The 17875-nt window shown below is 63.8% G+C and carries 12 protein-coding genes; 11 read left to right on the plus strand and 1 reads right to left on the minus strand.

Features of this window, described 5'->3' with window-relative positions; all coding sequences use genetic code 11:
- Window positions 1-164 precede the first annotated feature (164 nt).
- The 7 genes from NKL04_RS31895 to amaB all read left to right on the plus strand — a co-directional run bounded on the left by NKL04_RS31895 (window position 165) and on the right by amaB (window position 11404).
- Window positions 165-3524: a transglutaminase family protein gene (locus tag NKL04_RS31895; protein ID WP_023699742.1), complete on the plus strand. Its 3360-nt coding sequence runs from the start codon at window positions 165-167 to the stop codon at window positions 3522-3524.
- Window positions 3525-3530: 6 nt separating this feature from the next.
- Complete coding sequence (locus NKL04_RS31900) at window positions 3531-5942, plus strand: circularly permuted type 2 ATP-grasp protein (RefSeq protein ID WP_023699741.1); 2412 nt, start codon at window positions 3531-3533, stop codon at window positions 5940-5942.
- A gap of 1 nt (window position 5943) precedes the next feature.
- Complete coding sequence (locus NKL04_RS31905) at window positions 5944-6828, plus strand: transglutaminase family protein (RefSeq protein ID WP_023683456.1); 885 nt, start codon at window positions 5944-5946, stop codon at window positions 6826-6828.
- A gap of 57 nt (window positions 6829-6885) precedes the next feature.
- Window positions 6886-7986, plus strand: coding sequence for a DNA topoisomerase IB (locus NKL04_RS31910; RefSeq protein ID WP_023699740.1), 1101 nt, complete (start codon window positions 6886-6888; stop codon window positions 7984-7986).
- Between the two features lie 82 nt (window positions 7987-8068).
- Window positions 8069-8443: a YciI family protein gene (locus NKL04_RS31915; protein ID WP_023671781.1), complete on the plus strand. Its 375-nt coding sequence runs from the start codon at window positions 8069-8071 to the stop codon at window positions 8441-8443.
- Window positions 8440-9714, plus strand: coding sequence for an RNA polymerase sigma factor (locus NKL04_RS31920; protein WP_023707663.1), 1275 nt, complete (start codon window positions 8440-8442; stop codon window positions 9712-9714). The genes NKL04_RS31915 and NKL04_RS31920 overlap by 4 nt, the downstream gene beginning before the upstream one ends.
- Window positions 9715-9889: 175 nt before the next feature.
- A complete protein-coding gene (gene amaB / locus NKL04_RS31925; protein ID WP_023691701.1) occupies window positions 9890-11404 on the plus strand; it encodes an L-piperidine-6-carboxylate dehydrogenase in 1515 nt (504 codons plus the stop codon).
- A 207-nt stretch (window positions 11405-11611) separates the two neighbouring features.
- Here the strand turns inward: amaB and NKL04_RS31930 are convergent, their stop codons facing one another.
- A complete protein-coding gene (locus tag NKL04_RS31930; RefSeq protein WP_023691700.1) occupies window positions 11612-12481 on the minus strand; it encodes a hypothetical protein in 870 nt (289 codons plus the stop codon).
- Between the two features lie 583 nt (window positions 12482-13064).
- Between NKL04_RS31930 and asnB the strand changes: the two genes are divergently transcribed.
- The 4 genes from asnB to nadE are packed head-to-tail and all read left to right on the plus strand — an operon-like array spanning window position 13065 to window position 17860.
- Complete coding sequence (gene asnB, locus NKL04_RS31935; RefSeq protein ID WP_023699738.1) at window positions 13065-15002, plus strand: asparagine synthase (glutamine-hydrolyzing); 1938 nt, start codon at window positions 13065-13067, stop codon at window positions 15000-15002.
- A gap of 25 nt (window positions 15003-15027) precedes the next feature.
- Entirely contained in the window at window positions 15028-15288 is a 261-nt protein-coding gene (locus tag NKL04_RS31940; protein ID WP_023686311.1) for an acyl carrier protein, read from the plus strand.
- A gap of 23 nt (window positions 15289-15311) precedes the next feature.
- On the plus strand, window positions 15312-16859 hold the full coding sequence (locus NKL04_RS31945) for a class I adenylate-forming enzyme family protein (protein WP_023686310.1): 1548 nt from the start codon (window positions 15312-15314) through the stop codon (window positions 16857-16859).
- Complete coding sequence (nadE, locus tag NKL04_RS31950) at window positions 16856-17860, plus strand: NAD(+) synthase (RefSeq protein ID WP_023696871.1); 1005 nt, start codon at window positions 16856-16858, stop codon at window positions 17858-17860. Before NKL04_RS31945 ends, nadE begins: the two co-directional genes overlap by 4 nt.
- Window positions 17861-17875: the final 15 nt, after the last annotated feature.

The raw sequence follows: 17875 nt of genomic DNA on the forward strand, positions 1-17875 counted from the left end.
CCGGTTCTCGGTATCAGCCATTTTCGACTCGGCCTGACCTGAATCTCGACACAGCGTAGCCGACTTCGGCTGCTTAATTTAGGTGCAGCGCAACATCTCTGCTTGGAGAATGGCCAATAGATGTGTCAGGGTTCGGCTGAAGAAACGCCGATCTCCGGGGCCCCATGGCAATACTGGCAGCCGTCTACCACCTGACCCATTACAAATACGACCGGCCGGTGGTTCTCGGGCCCCAGGTCATCAGGCTGCAGCCGGCACCGCATTCCCGCACCAAGGTGCTCAGCCATTCGCTGAAGGTCGGGCCGGCGAACCACTTCGTCAATCTGCAGCAGGACCCCTACGGCAATTTCCTGGCCCGCTTCGTCTTCCCGGAACCGGTGACGGAATTGAAGATCGAGGTCGACCTCGTCGCCGACATGACGGTCTACAATCCGTTCGATTTCTTCGTCGAGCCATCGGCCGAGACCTTCCCGTTCGAGTACCCCGAAGACATCAGGGACGATCTCGCCATCTACCGCACGCCGGAGCCGGCGGGGCCGCTGCTGTCTGCTTTCCTCGCAACCATCGACCGTAGCGCCACCAACACCGTCAATTTCGTCGTCGACCTCAATGCGCGGCTGCAGCGGGAGATCGCTTATATCGTGCGGATGGAAACCGGCGTGTTCTCGCCGGAGGAAACGCTGGCCGCGAAAAAGGGATCGTGCCGGGATTCGAGCTGGCTGCTGGTGCAAATCCTCAGGAATCTCGGCCTCGCCGCGCGTTTCGTCTCCGGCTATCTGATCCAGCTGAAGCCCGATCTGGTCGCGCTCGATGGCCCCGCCGGAACCGCCGTCGACTTCACCGACCTGCACGCCTGGTGCGAGGTCTATCTGCCGGGCGCCGGCTGGATCGGCTTCGATCCGACGTCCGGCCTGCTCACCGGCGAAAGCCATGTGCCGCTGGCGGCCACGCCGCATTTCCGCAACGCCGCACCCATTTCCGGCATGGCGAGCTTCGCCAATGTCGAATTCGGCTTCGACATGCGTGTCGACCGCATCGCCGAACATCCGCGCATCACCAAGCCATTCTCGGACGAAAGCTGGCAGGCGCTGGATGCGCTGGGCAACAAGGTCGACGCCGCACTTCAAGCGGGCGACGTCAGGCTGACCATGGGCGGCGAGCCGACCTTTGTCTCCATCGACGATTTCGAGTCCGCCGAGTGGAACACCGCCGCCGTCGGCCCGACCAAGCGCGAAAAGGCCGATGCGCTGATCCGTAAATTGCGCGAACGCTTCGCGCCGGGCGGCTTCCTCCACTACGGCCAGGGCAAATGGTATCCGGGCGAAAGCCTGCCGCGCTGGACCTTTTCGCTCTATTGGCGCACCGACGGCCAGCCGGTGTGGAGCGATCCGTCGCTGATCGCACGCGAAAAGAGCGACGCAAAGGTGGGGCCGCAGCAGGCCGAGAGCTTGCTGACGGCAATCGCCGGCGAACTCGGCATCGACAAGGCGATGGTCAGCGAGGCCTATGAGGACCCGGCCGAATGGCTGCTGAAAGAAGGCAAGCTGCCCGACAATGTCGATCCGTCCAACTCCAAGCTGGAAGACCCGGAAGAGCGCAGCCGCATGGCGAAAGTGTTCGAGCGCGGGCTGACCAAGCCGTCGGGCTACGTGCTGCCGGTGCAGCGCTGGAACAGCCAGGCTTCGGACCCGCGCTGGCGCTCGGAGAAGTGGAAGACCCGGCGCGGGCGGCTGTTCCTGGTGCCGGGCGATTCCCCTGTCGGTTACCGCCTGCCGCTGGGCACGCTGCCCTATGTGCCGCCGGCGCAGTTCCCCTATATTGTGCCGGTCGATCCGTCGCTGCCGCGTGGACCGCTGCCGGCGCGGGAAGCCATACTGCCAGAACCGGCTCCGGCCGAGCTGGAAGGCGCCGACGAGATGGCACGACGCCAGCAGGCGATTTCTTTCACGGCGACGACCGGCCAGCAGGATAGGGTCGAACAGGAGATCACCGAGATCGGCGGCGCGGTGCGTACAGCACTTTCGGTCGAGCCACGCGACGGGCGGCTGTGCGTGTTCATGCCGCCGGTCGAGGCGCTGGAAGACTATCTCGAACTCGTCGCAGCCGCCGAAAACGCGGCCAAGGCGATCGGCCTTCCCGTCCATATCGAAGGCTATGGACCGCCGCACGATCCGCGCCTCAACGTCATCAGGGTGGCACCCGATCCCGGCGTCATCGAGGTCAACATCCATCCGGCTGCCAACTGGCAGGACTGCGTGGCGACGACGACGGCGATCTACGAGGAAGCACGGCAGACGCGGCTTGGCGCCGACAAGTTCATGATCGACGGCCGCCACACCGGTACCGGCGGGGGCAACCATGTCGTCGTCGGCGGCGCGACGCCCAATGACAGCCCGTTCCTGCGCCGGCCCGATCTGTTGAAGAGCCTGGTGCTGCAATGGCAGCGGCGCCCGTCGCTGTCCTATCTATTCTCCGGCCTGTTCATCGGCCCGACCAGCCAGGCGCCGCGCTTCGACGAGGCGCGGCACGATTCGCTTTACGAACTCGAGATCGCGATGGCGCAGGTGCCGCACCCGGGCCAGGGCAACCCACCGCTGCCTTGGCTGGTCGACCGACTGTTTCGCAACCTGTTGACCGATGTCACCGGCAATACGCACCGCTCGGAAATCTGCATCGACAAGCTGTTTTCGCCCGATGGCCCGACCGGCCGGCTTGGGCTTGTTGAGTTCCGCGGTTTCGAGATGCCGCCCAATGCGCGCATGTCGCTGGCGCAGCAATTGCTGGTACGCGCCATCATCGCCCGTGCGTGGAACAACCCGCTTGATGGCCGCTTCGTGCGCTGGGGCACCTCGCTCCATGACCGTTTCATGCTGCCGCACTATGTCTGGGCGGATTTCCTCGACGTGCTCGACGACCTCAAGCTCAACGGGTTCGAATTCCGGCCGGAATGGTTCGATGCCCAGCTGGAGTTCCGCTTTCCGTTCTGCGGCGAAGTCCAGCATGCCGGCATCAAGCTGGAACTGCGGCAGGCGCTGGAGCCGTGGCATGTCATGGGCGAGCAAGGCGCAATCGGCGGCACTGTGCGTTTCGTCGACTCCTCGGTCGAACGGCTGCAGGTCAGGACCGAAGGCCTCAACCCGGAACGTCATGCCATTGTCTGCAATGGCCGAATCGTGCCGATGAAGGTCACCGACAATCGCGAGGTCGCGGTGGCCGGTGTGCGCTTCAAGGCCTGGCAGCCTTCGTCGGGCCTGCATCCGGCGCTGCCGGTCAACACGCCTTTGGTTTTCGACATTTACGACCGTTGGTCGGGGCGGGCGGTGGGCGGCTGCGTCTACCATGTCGCGCATCCAGGTGGGCGCAGCTACGACACCTTCCCGGTCAACGGCAATGAGGCTGAGGCGCGGCGTCTCGCCCGCTTCGAGCCGCGCGGCCATACGCCGTCGGCCTATGTGGTGCGCAATGAAGAAGCCTCTGAAGACTTCCCCATGACCCTTGACCTCAGGCGGCCAGCAAGACTCTGATCAGCGATGGCAAAGGGGAATCAGAAAAAGGTCCGCGGCAAGCCGCTGAGGCACAGTCTGCTGGAGCACTATCAGCCGATTGACGGCGTCGTCGACGAGATGGTCGATGCTTCGGGCCATCCGCGTCCGGCCTGGGCGCCCTTCATCGAGGCGCTGGAGGAGCTGGGTCCCGAAAAGCTGGGCCAGCGCTTTGCCCGCGCCGACCAGTATCTGCGCGACGCCGGCGTTTATTATCGCGTCTACGACAAGGCCGGCGCCAACGAGCGCGAATGGCCACTGGCGCATATCCCGCTGCTGATCGAAGACAAGGAATGGGCCGGGATCAGCGCCGGTCTCGTCCAGCGCGCCGAGCTTTTCGAGGAGATAGTCGCTGATATTTACGGGCCGAACCGGCTGATCGAGAAGGGAATCCTGCCGGCAGGCCTGATTGCGGCGAGCCTCGAATATTTGCGCCCCGTCGTCGGCACCATGCCGGCCAGCGGTCATTTCCTGCATTTTTGCGCCTTCGAGCTCGGCCGTGGGCCGGATGGAAGCTGGTGGGTGCTGGGCGACCGCACGCAGGCGCCGTCGGGCGCCGGCTTTGCGCTGGAAAACCGCGTCGCCACGACGCGGGCTTTGTCCGACATCTATGGCGAGATGCATGTGCATCGCCTGGCCGGTTTCTTCCGTCGCTTTCGCGATGCTCTGATCGGCATGGCGAAAGAGAATGACGGCCGCGTCGCCATTCTGACGCCGGGGCCGCTCAACGAGACCTATTATGAGCACGCCTATATCGCCCGCTATCTCGGCATCATGCTGCTCGAGGGCGAGGATCTGACCGTCTCCGGCGGCAAGCTGATGGTGCGCACGGTTTCCGGGCTGATGCCGATCAGCGTGCTGTGGCGGCGGCTCGATGCCGCCTTTGCCGATCCGCTGGAACTGAGGTCGGACTCGCATATCGGCACGCCGGGGCTGGTCGAGGCGATCCGCCGCGGCACGGTTTCGACGGTCAATGCGCTGGGTTCGGGCTTGATGGAAACCCGGGCGCTGCTCGCTTTCCTGCCGAAGATTTCGCGCGCATTGCGCGGCGAAGAACTTCTGTTGCCAAGCGTCGCCACCTGGTGGTGCGGGCAAGCAACCGAACGGGCCCATGTGCTTGCCAATATCGATCGCATGGTGATCGGTCCGGCGCTGTCGACGCGGCTGGCCTTCGAGGATGACGGCCAGACCAGGCTCGGTTCGGCACTGACGCCGGAGGAACGCATCGCGCTGATCGCGCGCATCGAGAGCGATGGCAGCGGTTTCGTCGGCCAGGAAGCGGTGACGCTGTCAACGACGCCGGTCTATGTCGGCGGCTGGCTGGAACCGCGACCGGCAAGCCTGCGCGTTTATCTGGCGCGCACGCCCGATGGCTGGACGGTAATGCCGGGCGGTTTCGCCCGTGTCGGCCTATCGCTCGACCCGACGGCCATCGCCATGCAGCGCGGCGGCCAGGCGGCCGACGTCTGGGTGGTCAGCGACCGGTCGGTCGAGCGCGAGACGCTGCTGCCGCAGGAGCATGACAGCTTCGTCCGCACCATGCCGGGCAGCCTGCCCAGCCGCGCGGCGGAAAACCTGACCTGGCTCGGCCGCTATATCGAGCGTTCGGAAGATACGGTGCGTATCCTGCGCGCCTATCATGTGCGGCTGGCCGAGACGTCCGATCCTGACATGCTGCTGCTCGCCGATATAAGGGACTATCTCGAACCCTTCGGCATCGATCTCGAAGCGGCCATTCCGCCCGGATTGATCGGCACGCTGGACAGCGCCGTCTACAGCGCCGGACAGATCCGCGACCGCTTTTCACCCGATGGCTGGCTGGCGCTGAAGGACCTGTCGAAGACCATTCATCAGTTCGCCACCACGGTGGCGCCGGGTGACGACGCGACACGGGCGATGACGGTCATGCTGCGCAAGTTGGCCGGCTTTTCCGGCCTGTTGCACGAGAATATGTACCGTTTCACCGGCTGGCGTTTCCTCGAGATCGGCCGGCGGATCGAGCGCGGCATCCAGATCGCCCGTACGCTAGCCCGACTGACAAGGTCCGGTGCGCCGGACGGCTCGCTCGACATGATGCTGGAGATCGGTGACAGCGTCATGACCCACCGCCGGCAATATCCGGTGCGGGCCGGACGGCGCACGGTGATCGACCTCTTGGCGCTCGACCCACTCAACCCGCGCTCGATCCTGTTCCAGCTCGAACGGCTGAAGGCGGAGATCGGCCTGTTGCCATCGGTTGGGCCGGAGGGGCATATGTCGGTCGCGGCCAAGGAAATCCTGCAGCTCAACACGGCAATTGCCGTCATGGAGCCATCGGAGATGTCGGCGGAGGTGCTGGACGATCTCGCAACTGAGATCGGCAACCTCTACAGCAGCCTGGCTAAAGCGTATTTCGGTTAACATGCTGTACGATATCAGGCTTCATCTCAGCTACGATTATGACGCCGCGGCCGGCGGCAGCCGGCATCAGGTGCGTGTATTGCCGCCGACCATTGCCGGCGTGCAGCGCGTGATCGCGGCCTCGCTTTCGTTTGTGCCGACCCCATCGGAGCGCACGGATTTTGCCGATTTCTTCGGCAACAATGTCACCGCGATCGCCTTTCGCGACGTCCATGACGGGCTCGACATCAGAATGAGCGCGCGCGTGTCGGTGTCACGGCCGGAGCCTGGGCTCGACGTGTCGCCCGATCTGCAGCGCCTGCGGGAAGAACTCGGCGCCGTACGGTCACTGGCGCCGGATGCACCGCATCACTTTCTCGCCGCCAGCGATCATGCCGGCATCGATGCGGCGATCACCGCCTATGCTCGCGACAGCGCCGGCGGCTCGACGGTCGGCATGGCCATCGATCTGTGCAACCGCATCCACCGCGACTTCACCTATGACGGGGAAGCGACCACGGTGCGTACCGGGGCCAGCGATGCCTTCCGTTTGAAGCGGGGCGTGTGCCAGGACTTCTCCCACATCATGATCGCCGGCCTGCGCGGTCTAGGTATTCCTGCGGGTTATGTCAGCGGCTTCCTGCGCACCATTCCACCGAAAGGGAAGCCGCGGCTCGAAGGCGCCGATGCCATGCATGCCTGGGTCAAGGTGTGGTGTGGGCGCGATGCCGGCTGGCAGGAATTCGACCCGACCAATGGCATGCGGGCCAGCAACGACCACATCACCGTTGGCTATGGCCGCGACTATTCCGACGTGGCTCCGATCGTCGGCGTGCTGAAAACCACCGGCGGTCAGGTCGGCGACCAGGCCGTCGACGTCATCCCGGTCGCGCTGGAAAAAGCTTGAGCGCGGAACCAGCAGTCGGCCTGGCGCTTATCTACGAGAAAATCTCGTGGAGCGGGCATGCTGGACAAATCTGGGACGCCATCCGGCCGGTCGGCTGCCGGACAGGGGGACGATGGAGCGCCGAAGAACGGCGCGCAGACCGCTGCCGAACAGGCCTCGCTCACCTATATCAGCGACAGCGAGCCGGGGATCCGGCGCCTGAAGGCGGGCGAAGGCTTTTCCTACAAGGGCGCGAAAGGACAGGCCGTCGGCGCGGCAGCCATTGCCCGCATCAAGGCGCTGGCCATTCCGCCGGCATGGACGGATGTGTGGATCTCGCCCGATCCCGCCGGCCACATCCAGGCGACCGGCCGCGACCAGCGCGGGCGCAAACAGTACCGCTACCATCCGCTGTGGGCCGCCGAGCGCGACGGCGCCAAATACTCCAGCCTTGTCGCCTTTGCCGAAAGCCTGCCGGAGCTTCGCCGCCGGATCGATGCCGATCTGCGCCGCCGCGGCCTGCCGGCCGAGCGCGTCGTGGCGGCAATTGTCTGGCTGCTCGACAACACGATGATCCGGGTCGGCAATGCCGCCTATGCCCGCGACAACAAGAGCTTTGGGCTGACGACGCTGCGCGACCGCCACGTCGACATCAAGGGATCCAGCCTGCGCTTTGCCTTCAAGGGCAAGTCCGGCAAGGAATGGAAATTGAAGCTGGTCGACCGCCGCATCGCCCGGGTCGTGCGCGGCGCGCAGGATATTCCGGGGCAGCAACTGTTCCAATATCTCGACGAGGACGGCGAGAGGCATGGGGTGCGTTCCGACGATGTCAACCGCTATATCCGCGACGCGATCGGCGCCAATTTCAGCTCCAAGCATTTCCGCACCTGGGGCGGCACCATCCATGCCGCGTCGCTGTTTGCGCGGACGGATCTTCCCGAAAGCCAGGCGCAGACCAAGCGTGTAATGAACGCCGTCATCGACAAGGTGGCCGAGCGGCTCGGCAACACACGCGCCGTCTGCCGCAAATGCTACATCCATCCACAGGTTTTCGAAGCCTGGGTGGAAGGGCGGCTGCTTAGCGAAATGACCGAGGCCAACAAGCGCAAGCGATCGATAGACGGTCTCGATGATGAAGAGGCTCTTGTGCTGAGATGGTTGAAGGCAAGCGAAGGCTGACAAAAATGGCGTAACTTTTTTGTCGACGCCATGTCGGCATAGGCCCTACTGTTTCGTCCTTTGAGACAGAAAAGGACGTCCCATGCTCTACGCTATCCTCTGCTATGCCTCCGAAGATGTCGTCTCCTCCTGGAGCAAGGCACAGGATGACGAGGTCATGGCAAAGCTCATGCATGTGCAGGAAAAATACGCTCAAGCCGGCCGGCTTGGGCCGGTGGCGCGGCTTTTGCCCACCACCGCCGCGACGACGCTGCGCAAGGTCAAGGGCGAATCGGTCGTCATCGACGGCCCGTTTGCCGAGACCAAGGAACAGTTCCTCGGCTTCTACACGCTGGAATGCGCCGATCTCGACGAAGCCGTCGACTTCGCGCGCGAGCTTTCCGAGGTCAATCCCAGCGGCGGATCCTATGAGATCCGACCGGTTTCCGTCTTCAACCCAACCAGAGTAGCCACATGACAGACCTCGCCTGGATAAGCTCGGCGATCAGCGCTGCCCGCCCGCAGGCTATGGGTGCGCTGCTGCGCTATTTCCGCAATCTCGATACGGCGGAGGAAGCTTTCCAGGACGCGTGCCTGAGGGCACTCAAGAACTGGCCGCAGAACGGGCCGCCGCGCGATCCTGCGGCCTGGCTGATCTTTGTCGGCCGCAACACCGGCATCGACGCGGTGCGCAAGCGCGCCAAGCAGGCGCCGATGCCGGAAGAGGACCAGATCTCGGACTTGGAAGATGCCGAGAGCGATATCGCCGAACGGCTGGACGGCGCGCACTACCGCGACGACATATTGCGGCTCTTGTTCATCTGCTGCCATCCGGATCTGCCGCCTACGCAGCAGATCGCGGTGGCGCTGCGCATCGTCTCCGGTCTCACCGTCAAGCAGATCGCGCGTGCGTTCCTGGTCGGCGAAAGCGCCATGGAACAGCGTATCACGCGCGCCAAGGCGCGCATTGCCGATGCCGGCGTGCCGTTCGAGACGCCCGGCGCGGTCGAGCGCTCGGAGCGGCTCGCCGCCGTTGCCGCCATGGTCTATCTGATCTTCAACGAAGGTTATTCCACCAACAGCGGCGAGGCGCCGGCGCGTGCGCCGCTTTGCGAGGAAGCGATCCGGCTGGCGCGCCTGTTGCTGCGGCTGTTCCAGACCGAGCCGGAGATCATGGGTCTGACGGCATTGCTTTTGCTGCAGCATGCGCGCGCGCCGGCCCGCTTCGACGAGAACGGCGAGATCGTGCTGCTCGACGACCAGGACCGCTCGCTGTGGAGCCGCAAGATGATCGACGAAGGCCTGGCGCTGGTCGACAAGGCCCTGCGCCACCAGAAGCCCGGACCCTACCAGGTGCAGGCGGCGATCGCCGCCCTTCATGCGCGGGCGGCAACCCCCGAGGAGACCGACTGGACAGAGATCGACCTGCTCTACAGCCTGCTGGAGGCGATGCAACCTTCGCCGGTGGTGACGCTGAACCGCGCGGTTGCGGTCGCCAAGGTGCGCGGGCCGGAAGCTGCCCTTGCCATGATCGAGCCGCTTGGCGAGAGGCTGTCCGGCTATTTCCACTTCTTCGGCCTCAAGGGCGGTCTGTTGATGCAGCTCGGCCGTGGCGAAGAGGCGCGTGTCGCCTTCGATCGCGCCATTGCGTTGGCCAACACGGCAGCGGAAGCCGCCCATATCCGCATGCATATCGACCGGCTGATGCGAGACGGAGCCGTGAAGGCGCCGGCGAAGACAGCGCACTAAGCCTGTTCCTCCTCTGGCTCAATCGTGCAATCTCGGCTTGGACCATGCCGGGGTGGCGATTTTCCCCTGAAACGAGTAATGGCACGCCATGACAGCGCTTGCGGCATGCGGGCGACAATGGCGCCAAGGCTCGACCGCCGCCCTATGATGGCGAGCGGATCTGAAAGGGACAAAAATGACGATAGCGAAGGAAACGGCCGAACTTCTGGCGAAACTGGGTGTGGCCAAGGACGCGCTGACCGGCGGCGACCTCGTCGTGCGCAGTCCGGTGACGGGTGAACAGATCGCGGCGCTGAAGACGATTTCGCCGGCCGATGCGGCCAAGACCATCGATGCCGCGCACACGGCGTTCCAGGCCTGGCGGATGGTGCCGGGTCCCCGACGCGGCGAACTGGTGCGGCTGCTCGGCGAGGAGTTGCGCGCGCACAAAACCGAGCTTGGCCGGCTGGTGTCGATCGAGGTCGGCAAGATCCCGTCGGAAGGCCTCGGCGAAGTTCAGGAAATGATCGACATCTGCGATTTCGCCGTCGGCCTTTCCCGCCAGCTCTACGGTCTAACCATCGCCACCGAGCGTCCGGGACATCGCATGATGGAGACCTGGCATCCGCTCGGCGTCGTCGGCGTCATTTCGGCCTTCAACTTCCCGGTCGCGGTGTGGTCGTGGAACGCGGCGCTCGCGCTGGTCTGCGGCGACGCCGTGGTGTGGAAGCCCTCGGAAAAGACGCCGCTGACGGCGCTCGCCTGCGAGGCGATTTTTGCCGGCGCGGTCAAGCGCTTCGGCGCAGATGCGCCGCATGGCCTGGCACCGGTGCTGATTGGCGACCGCTCCGTCGGCGAGATCCTGGTCGACCACCCGAAGGTGGCGCTGGTTTCGGCCACCGGCTCGACCCGCATGGGCCGGGATGTCGGCCCGCGGCTGGCCAAGCGCTTTGCCCGCGCCGTGCTCGAGCTCGGCGGCAACAATGCCGGCATCGTCTGCCCGACCGCCGATCTCGACATGGCGCTGCGCGCCATCGCCTTTGGCGCCATGGGCACCGCGGGCCAGCGCTGCACGACGCTGCGGCGCCTGTTCGTGCATGACAGCGTCTATGACACGCTGCTGCCGCGGCTGAAGAAGGCCTATGAGAGCGTCTCGGTCGGCAACCCGCTGGAGACGTCTTCGCTCGTCGGGCCGCTGATCGACAAGGCGGCGTTCGACGCCATGCAAAAGGCGCTCAAGGAAGCCACCGCTCACGGCGGCAAGCTGACCGGCGGTTCGCGGGTCGAGAATGGCCATCCCGATGCCTATTACGTGCATCCGGCGCTGGTCGAAATGCCGAAGCAGGTGGCTCCCGTCACCGAAGAAACCTTCGCGCCGATCCTCTATGTAATGAAGTACTCCGATTTCGATGCCGTGCTCGACGAGCACAATGCGGTCGGCGCCGGACTGTCGTCGTCGATCTTCACCCGCGACCTGCAGGAATCCGAGCGCTTCCTCGGCGTCGATGGTTCGGATTGCGGCATCGCCAACGTCAACATCGGCACGTCGGGCGCCGAGATCGGCGGCGCGTTCGGCGGCGAGAAGGAAACCGGCGGCGGCCGCGAGAGCGGCTCCGATGCCTGGAAGGCCTATATGCGCCGCGCCACCAACACGGTGAACTATTCCAAGGCGCTGCCGCTGGCGCAGGGCGTGTCATTCGACATCGATTGAGATGCTGCGCCCGGCTTTTGACCAGTTGATCCACCCGAACCCGTCGGGCGGATCGCTGCCGCTCGCGCGGATCGTTCCGCTTTCAGGCTTCGCCCCCGCTGTCCAGATGTCCGTATCCCGACGGCGGAAAGGCCACCTCGGCCATGCGCCCGGACGGGTCCTCGCGGTCGGCACGATCGGCTGCGCAACAGCGTCTGCGCCGAACGTTCAGCCAGCGTGCGGCGACGCCGGTCGGCAGGCTTCGAACGCGGCATCGATAACGGCAAGCTTGGCGGCCTGGACGGTCATGTATTCCTGGTAGAAGCTGTTCGACACCCACATCACCGAATGCCCGCGCCGGCCCAGCCAGCCGACGCTGCCGAGCTTTTCGGCGTCGCGCAATTTGCGCGCAAGATGGGTGCGCGAGAGTTTTAGCCAACTGGCGAATTCGCCGATCGAAACCACGCTGGTCGGGATCCGGTCGAGGCCGGCATTGTCGGGATCGATGCCGGACATCAGCCAATCCATGACGATGCCGCCATTGTTGAGCCAGATGAACAGCGAAAACGTCTGCTTGGGCTCACGCACAGGGTTGGAGGAGAGCAGGCCTTCCGCCACCAGCGGCTGCAGCCTGGCAATCATGCCGTGCTGCTTGAGAAACGCGGCGAGGCGGTCGCCGCCGTCGAGACCGTCGAGCGTGCGCAGATGCGCAACCACCCAGCCATCGAATTCCTTCAGCGTCGCTGCCGTCACCTGAAAGGGATGGGCTCGTCCGTCACCGGTGTGCGGCAGGTATTCGATGATGTGATAGTGCAGCATCTCCTTGATGAAGGCTTCGGCCGTGTTGCGGCTAGCGACGGAATAGTGAAGCACGGCATCGATGAAGCGGGCCAGTGTCAGTTCCGTGCGGGGATCGCGCGGGTCGCGGGCGAAATGCAGGGCTAGGCCGGTGTGAGCCAGCAACCAGCGCTGTTGCGTGGCGAACACGGCGGCCAGGCGTGGGCTCGTTTCATAGATATGCAGCAGCGCCTTCGACTGCGCCTCGACATGACGGTGCAGCGCCGGATGGCCGGCGATATATTCGAAATTCAGCGCCATCCTCCTCGTCCTCCGGCCAGCCCCCCGGCAGCGAAGACGTGCAATCACATTTCCAGCCTTAGCCGCCCGTGTCCGGCCATGCCAACCCGGACAAAAGGCCTAGAGCGATCAACCGTTCCACAGACACGTTGAAACCCCCGTCATCTCCTGATTTCGAGGCAAATTGCTTGAGAAGCGCCGCGCGCTTCTGCAGAGAAAACCGTGTCACACTTTTTTGGAAACGCTCTGGTCCGTTCGCGCCTAGGGCGTGTCGGAAAACGCTAAGCCATTGCAACCGTTGAAAAACCTACCGCAATAATAGTCAGCTCGGCAGCCTGCGGTTGAATTTGCCTTAAGATCGCCAGCACGTTGCGCGCGGTCCGTTTGTATCCAGGCGGTTCGCCACGTCGGAGCGCCTGGGCTATCGTTCCGGCTATTACGGCCGCAAGCGCGAGGTGATGGAGAGCCATCGCGTCCTAGCCACCAAGACCACATCGTGGCAAACTTCTTGTTAACCACATGCTCGGTGAAATTATCGGATTAACCCCAGATGCCACTATCGAGGTTATGTTCCGCACCTTAGCGTTCAATATGAGTTCAAGGGATGTGTGGATTCGGGGGTTATTTCGGGTCAATCCGGGATGCGGAAGCTTTGCTCACGCACATGGTAGCCGCAATTGCCCATCGTGGGCCGGATGAGCAAGGGAAATTCGTAGCACCCGATGCCGGGCTCGGGCATGCGCGGCTGTCGGTGATCGGCATCGGCGATGGCCAGCAACCGATGTCCGACGAGGCCGGCAATTTGACGATTGCGTTCAACGGCGAGATTTTCAACTACATAGAACTGCGCGAAGGGCTGATCGCCAAGGGCCGGCACTTTCGGACGTCGAGCGACACAGAGGTCATCCTTCAGCTCTATGAGGAGATGGGCGAAGACTGCTTGTCTCTCCTGAACGGTGATTTCGCCTTGGCGATATGGGACAATCGGCAGCGACGAATGGTGCTTGCACGAGACCGGATGGGTGTCCGGCCGCTGTTCTACACAAGCAAGGACGGGGTGCTTTACTTTGCCTCGGAGATCAAAGCCCTGCTGAAGGTCCCGGGCGTCTCCGCTGAAATTGATCCGATTGCGCTGGACCAGATCTTTACGCTGTGGGCGCCGATCGCTCCGCGCACGGCGTTCCGCAATATCCACGAGTTGGAACCGGCAAGTGTGATGATTGCGACGCAGGGGCAGGTCACGGTCAAGCGGTACTGGCACCTGGACTATCCGCATCGTGATGAGCCGTCGAAGATCACGAACGAGGACCACGCGGCAGAGGAGTTGCAAGCCCTTCTGACCGATGCGGTGAGGCTTCGCATGCGGGCCGACGTGCCGGTCGGTTCCTATCTTTCCGGAGGGCTCGATTCGTCGCTCGTTTCGGCGCTTGCCGCCGGCATGACTCCTCGGAGACTGGAGACATTTTCCGTAACCTTCGACAGCGCCGAGCATGACGAAAGCGCCTTTCAGATCGAAATGGCCTCGGCGCTCGGCACGCGCCACCACGCCATAGAATGCGGCGCCCGCGATATCGCCAGCGTCTTTCCTGAGGTCATCCGCTTTGCCGAGCGGCCGATCATCCGCACGGCGCCAGCGCCACTCTACAAATTGTCCGCCCTGGTTCGCCAGGCCGGCCTGAAGGTGGTGCTGACGGGTGAAGGCGCCGACGAGGTCTTCGCCGGCTACGACGTCTTCAAGGAGGCGCGTGTCCGCCGGTTCTGCGGGCGGCAGCCCACATCGCGCATAAGGCCGCAGCTGTTCCGCCGGCTTTACCCGTATCTGCCGGGCCTGCAACAGCAATCGGTGGAGTATCTGGCTGCCTTCTTCGGCACCAGCAACGCTGCCCTCGACGATCCGCTGTTCTCGCATCGGCCACGCTTCAAGACCACGGCGGCGGCGAAAATCTTCTTTTCCGGCGATCTGCGTGCGACGTTGAAGGGCTATGACGCGGCTGAAGAGCTGACCAGCCGCCTGCCCGAGGCGTTTTCCCTATGGCATCCACTGCATCAGGCGCAGTATCTCGAAACCCGCTTCCTCCTGCCCGGCTACATCCTCTCCAGCCAAGGCGATCGGATGGCCATGGCGCACGGCATCGAAGGGCGGTTTCCTTTCCTGGATCATCGCGTGGTAGAGTTCGCGGCAAGACTTCCGCCGGAGATGAAACTGCAAGGCTTGATGGAGAAGCACATATTGCGCAAGGTGGCCAGGCACCACCTTCCGGCGACGATCGGCAAACGCACCAAGCAACCTTACCGCGCCCCGGAGGCCCGCTCCTTCGTCGGGGCGGAGGAACTAGACTATGTTCGTGACTGCCTGGGCGAGGCGAGCATTACCGCCGGCGGCCTGTTCAACGCCAAGGCGGTGGCCAAGCTCCACGAGAAATGCCGCATGGAGACCGCGACCGGATTTCGCGACAACGCCGCCTTCGTCGGCATTCTGTCGACGCAGCTGTGGCAGAAGAATTTCGCCGGCCAAGCGGTCGGCGCGGCAAGAGCGGCCTGAGACGGCGAGGAAAAGGAAAGACACGATGACGGCAATCAAGGACAGGGTCAGAAGCTTTATCGTCGACAACTTCCTGTTCGGCGACACCTCCTACAAACTGTCGGATTCAGCCTCGCTGATCGAGAACGACATTATCGACTCGACTGCGGTGCTTGAGCTGGTGGCCTTCATCGAGGACAATTTCGGCATCGCGATGGTGGATGCCGACATCGTTCCGACCAACCTGGACTCGCTTGACCGCATCTCGTCCTTCATCGAGGCGAGAGCACAAACGCTGGCAGCGTAAGCGCCAACGGCGAGGAACGTCCCGTGCGGATCGAGCATTTTCTGGTGGCGAAGGCTGCTGCCCACCCGGCCAAGACGGCATTGGTCACCAGGGGCAAAAGGCTGAGCTACGAAGAACTCGACGACCTTTCGAGCCGGCTGGCCACCGCTCTCTTCATGAATGGGATCAGGCGCGACGACCGCGTTCTGATCTTCATGGACAATTGCTGGGAGGCCGCCGTATCGATCTTTGCCGCACTCAAGGCAGGTGCGACCTTCAGTCCGATCAACCCCTCCACAAAGGCCGACAAGCTCGGTTACGTCATCGCCGATTGCGACGCCAGGGCGGTCCTGACGCAGGCGAAGCTGGTGCCCGTGGTCACCGAAGCCTGCGCATCGCAAGGCAAGACCGGCATCTTCGTGGCTTCCACCCCTGGGGCCGATGGGCAATGCCCGGCAGGGGCCGCGTCCCTGACTGACTGCCTGACGTTCGATGGCGCGGAGGTGAACCATCGCGGCATCGACGTCGACCTTGCGATGCTGATCTACACGTCAGGTTCGACCGGCCGGCCCAAGGGTGTGATGATGACGCATCGCAATTGCGACGCTGCCGCGGGGTCGATCGCCACCTATCTGCGCAACGCGCCGGACGACATCATCCTGAACGTCCTCCCGCTTGCCTTCGACTATGGCCTCTATCAGTTGCTGATGGCAGTCAGGCTCGGGGCCACGCTGGTGCTCGAGAAGTCCTTCGCCTTCCCGCACGAGATCTTCGAACGCATCCGCAAAGAGGGCGTCACCGGCCTTCCGCTGGTGCCTACCATGGCGGCGATGATCCTGCAGATGCGTGATCTGGCGCCGGGTTTCCTGCCCAGCCTCCGCTATATTTCCAACACCGCGGCCGCCTTGCCGCCAGCCCACATAGAACGCCTGCGCTCGCTGCTGCCCGGCGTCCGGATCTATTCGATGTATGGGCTGACCGAATGCAAGCGCTGCACCTATTTGCCACCCGAGGAACTTGACCGCCGGCCAGGGTCGGTCGGCATAGCCATCCCCAACACGGAAGCCTTTGTCGTCGACGACCTTGGACAACGCGTGCCGGCGGGCGTGGCAGGTGAGCTCGTTATCCGCGGTCCGCACGTCATGCAGGGCTATTGGCGCAACCAGGCCGCGACGGAACGAGCGCTCCGGCCGGGGCCTAACCCTTGGGAAAAGGTGCTCTATACGGGCGACCTGTTCCAGACCGACGAGGACGGCTTTCTCTATTTTGTCGGGCGTAAGGACGATATCATCAAGACGCGTGGCGAGAAGGTCGCCCCCAAGGAAGTGGAGGCAGTGCTCCACGCCCATCCAGGTATCGCGGAAGCGGTGGTCGTCGGCGTGCCGGATCCGGTGCTGGGGCATGCGATTGGCGCGCTCGTCGTGCGGTCCGATCCGGCGCTTGGCGGAAAGGACATCATTCGTCACTGCGCGCGGCACCTGGAGGATTTCATGGTCCCCAAAATCATAGAGTTCCGCAGCGAATTACCGAAGACGGAGTCGGGCAAGGTCAGCCGCCGGCTCGCGGCTGAGATGATGGAGGCCGAGCAATGAACATCGGCTCAACCCAGGATGCGCCGGCCTTCACGCAAGCCCTGGTCATCGATCCCGCCGCCGAAACGGACAGGATCGTGGCGGCCCTGCGCGAGCAGTTGCGCGGCATTCGCAAGCGCGGCCTCGTGCTCGGTCTTTCGGGCGGTATAGATTCCAGCGTTTCGGCTGCATTGGCCGCGCGTGCCGTCGGCCACCAGAATGTGCTGTGCGTGCTCATGCCGGAAAGCGATTCCGACCCCGAAAGCCTGCGACTCGGCCATCTGGTCGCCGACACTTTCGGCGTCGAGGCCGTTGTGGAGGATATCGGGCCGACCCTGCGGGCAATGGGCTGCTATGAACGCCGCGACGCCTTCATCCGCGAAATGGTCCCGGACTATGGCAAGGGCTGGGCCTCAAAGATCGTGATCGCGAACGTGCTCGAAGGCGAGGGCTACAACATCTCCTCGCTGGTGGTGCAGGACCCGCAAGGCAAGCAGACGAAACTGCGGATGCCGGTGACGGTCTATCTCGGCATCGTTGCCGCCACCAACATGAAGCAGCGCACCCGCAAGCAGATCGAATATTATCATGCCGACCGGCTGAACTTCGCCGTGCTCGGCACACCGAACCGGCTGGAATACGATCAGGGGTTCTTCGTCAAGAACGGCGACGGCGCCGCCGACGTCAAGCCGATCGCGCATCTCTACAAGACGCAGGTCTATGCGCTAGCCGCCTATCTCGGCATTCCGGAAGAGGTCCGCAACCGGCCGCCGACCACCGACACCTACTCGCTGGCGCAGACGCAGGAAGAATTCTACTTCTCCCTGCCTTACGATCGGATGGATCTGTGTCTCTACGGCCTCAACAACGGCGTGTCCGCCGAGGTGGTAGGGCAAGCGGCGGGATTGACCGCCTCACAGATCGAACGCGTCTGGGCCGACATCGCCGCCAAGCGAAAGGCAACGCGCTATCTGCACCTGCGCCCGCAGCTCGTTGACGGCGTGGACGAAGTCGGCTCCTGACCTATGCATATCGAG

Source organism: Mesorhizobium sp. C264A, assembly GCF_040324515.1.
GTDB lineage: Bacteria > Pseudomonadota > Alphaproteobacteria > Rhizobiales > Rhizobiaceae > Mesorhizobium.

What these genes read in the sequence shown, in the direction of transcription:
- NKL04_RS31930 (WP_023691700.1), bottom strand. Translation starts at nt 12,481, where the DNA reads ATGGCGCTGAATTTCGAATATATCGCCGGCCATCCGGCGCTGCACCGT.
- NKL04_RS31910 (WP_023699740.1), top strand. Translation starts at nt 6,886, where the DNA reads ATGCTGGACAAATCTGGGACGCCATCCGGCCGGTCGGCTGCCGGACAG.
- asnB (WP_023699738.1), top strand. Translation starts at nt 13,065, where the DNA reads ATGTGTGGATTCGGGGGTTATTTCGGGTCAATCCGGGATGCGGAAGCT.
- NKL04_RS31900 (WP_023699741.1), top strand. Translation starts at nt 3,531, where the DNA reads ATGGCAAAGGGGAATCAGAAAAAGGTCCGCGGCAAGCCGCTGAGGCAC.
- NKL04_RS31915 (WP_023671781.1), top strand. Translation starts at nt 8,069, where the DNA reads ATGCTCTACGCTATCCTCTGCTATGCCTCCGAAGATGTCGTCTCCTCC.
- NKL04_RS31905 (WP_023683456.1), top strand. Translation starts at nt 5,944, where the DNA reads ATGCTGTACGATATCAGGCTTCATCTCAGCTACGATTATGACGCCGCG.
- nadE (WP_023696871.1), top strand. Translation starts at nt 16,856, where the DNA reads ATGAACATCGGCTCAACCCAGGATGCGCCGGCCTTCACGCAAGCCCTG.
- amaB (WP_023691701.1), top strand. Translation starts at nt 9,890, where the DNA reads ATGACGATAGCGAAGGAAACGGCCGAACTTCTGGCGAAACTGGGTGTG.
- NKL04_RS31895 (WP_023699742.1), top strand. Translation starts at nt 165, where the DNA reads ATGGCAATACTGGCAGCCGTCTACCACCTGACCCATTACAAATACGAC.
- NKL04_RS31920 (WP_023707663.1), top strand. Translation starts at nt 8,440, where the DNA reads ATGACAGACCTCGCCTGGATAAGCTCGGCGATCAGCGCTGCCCGCCCG.
- NKL04_RS31940 (WP_023686311.1), top strand. Translation starts at nt 15,028, where the DNA reads ATGACGGCAATCAAGGACAGGGTCAGAAGCTTTATCGTCGACAACTTC.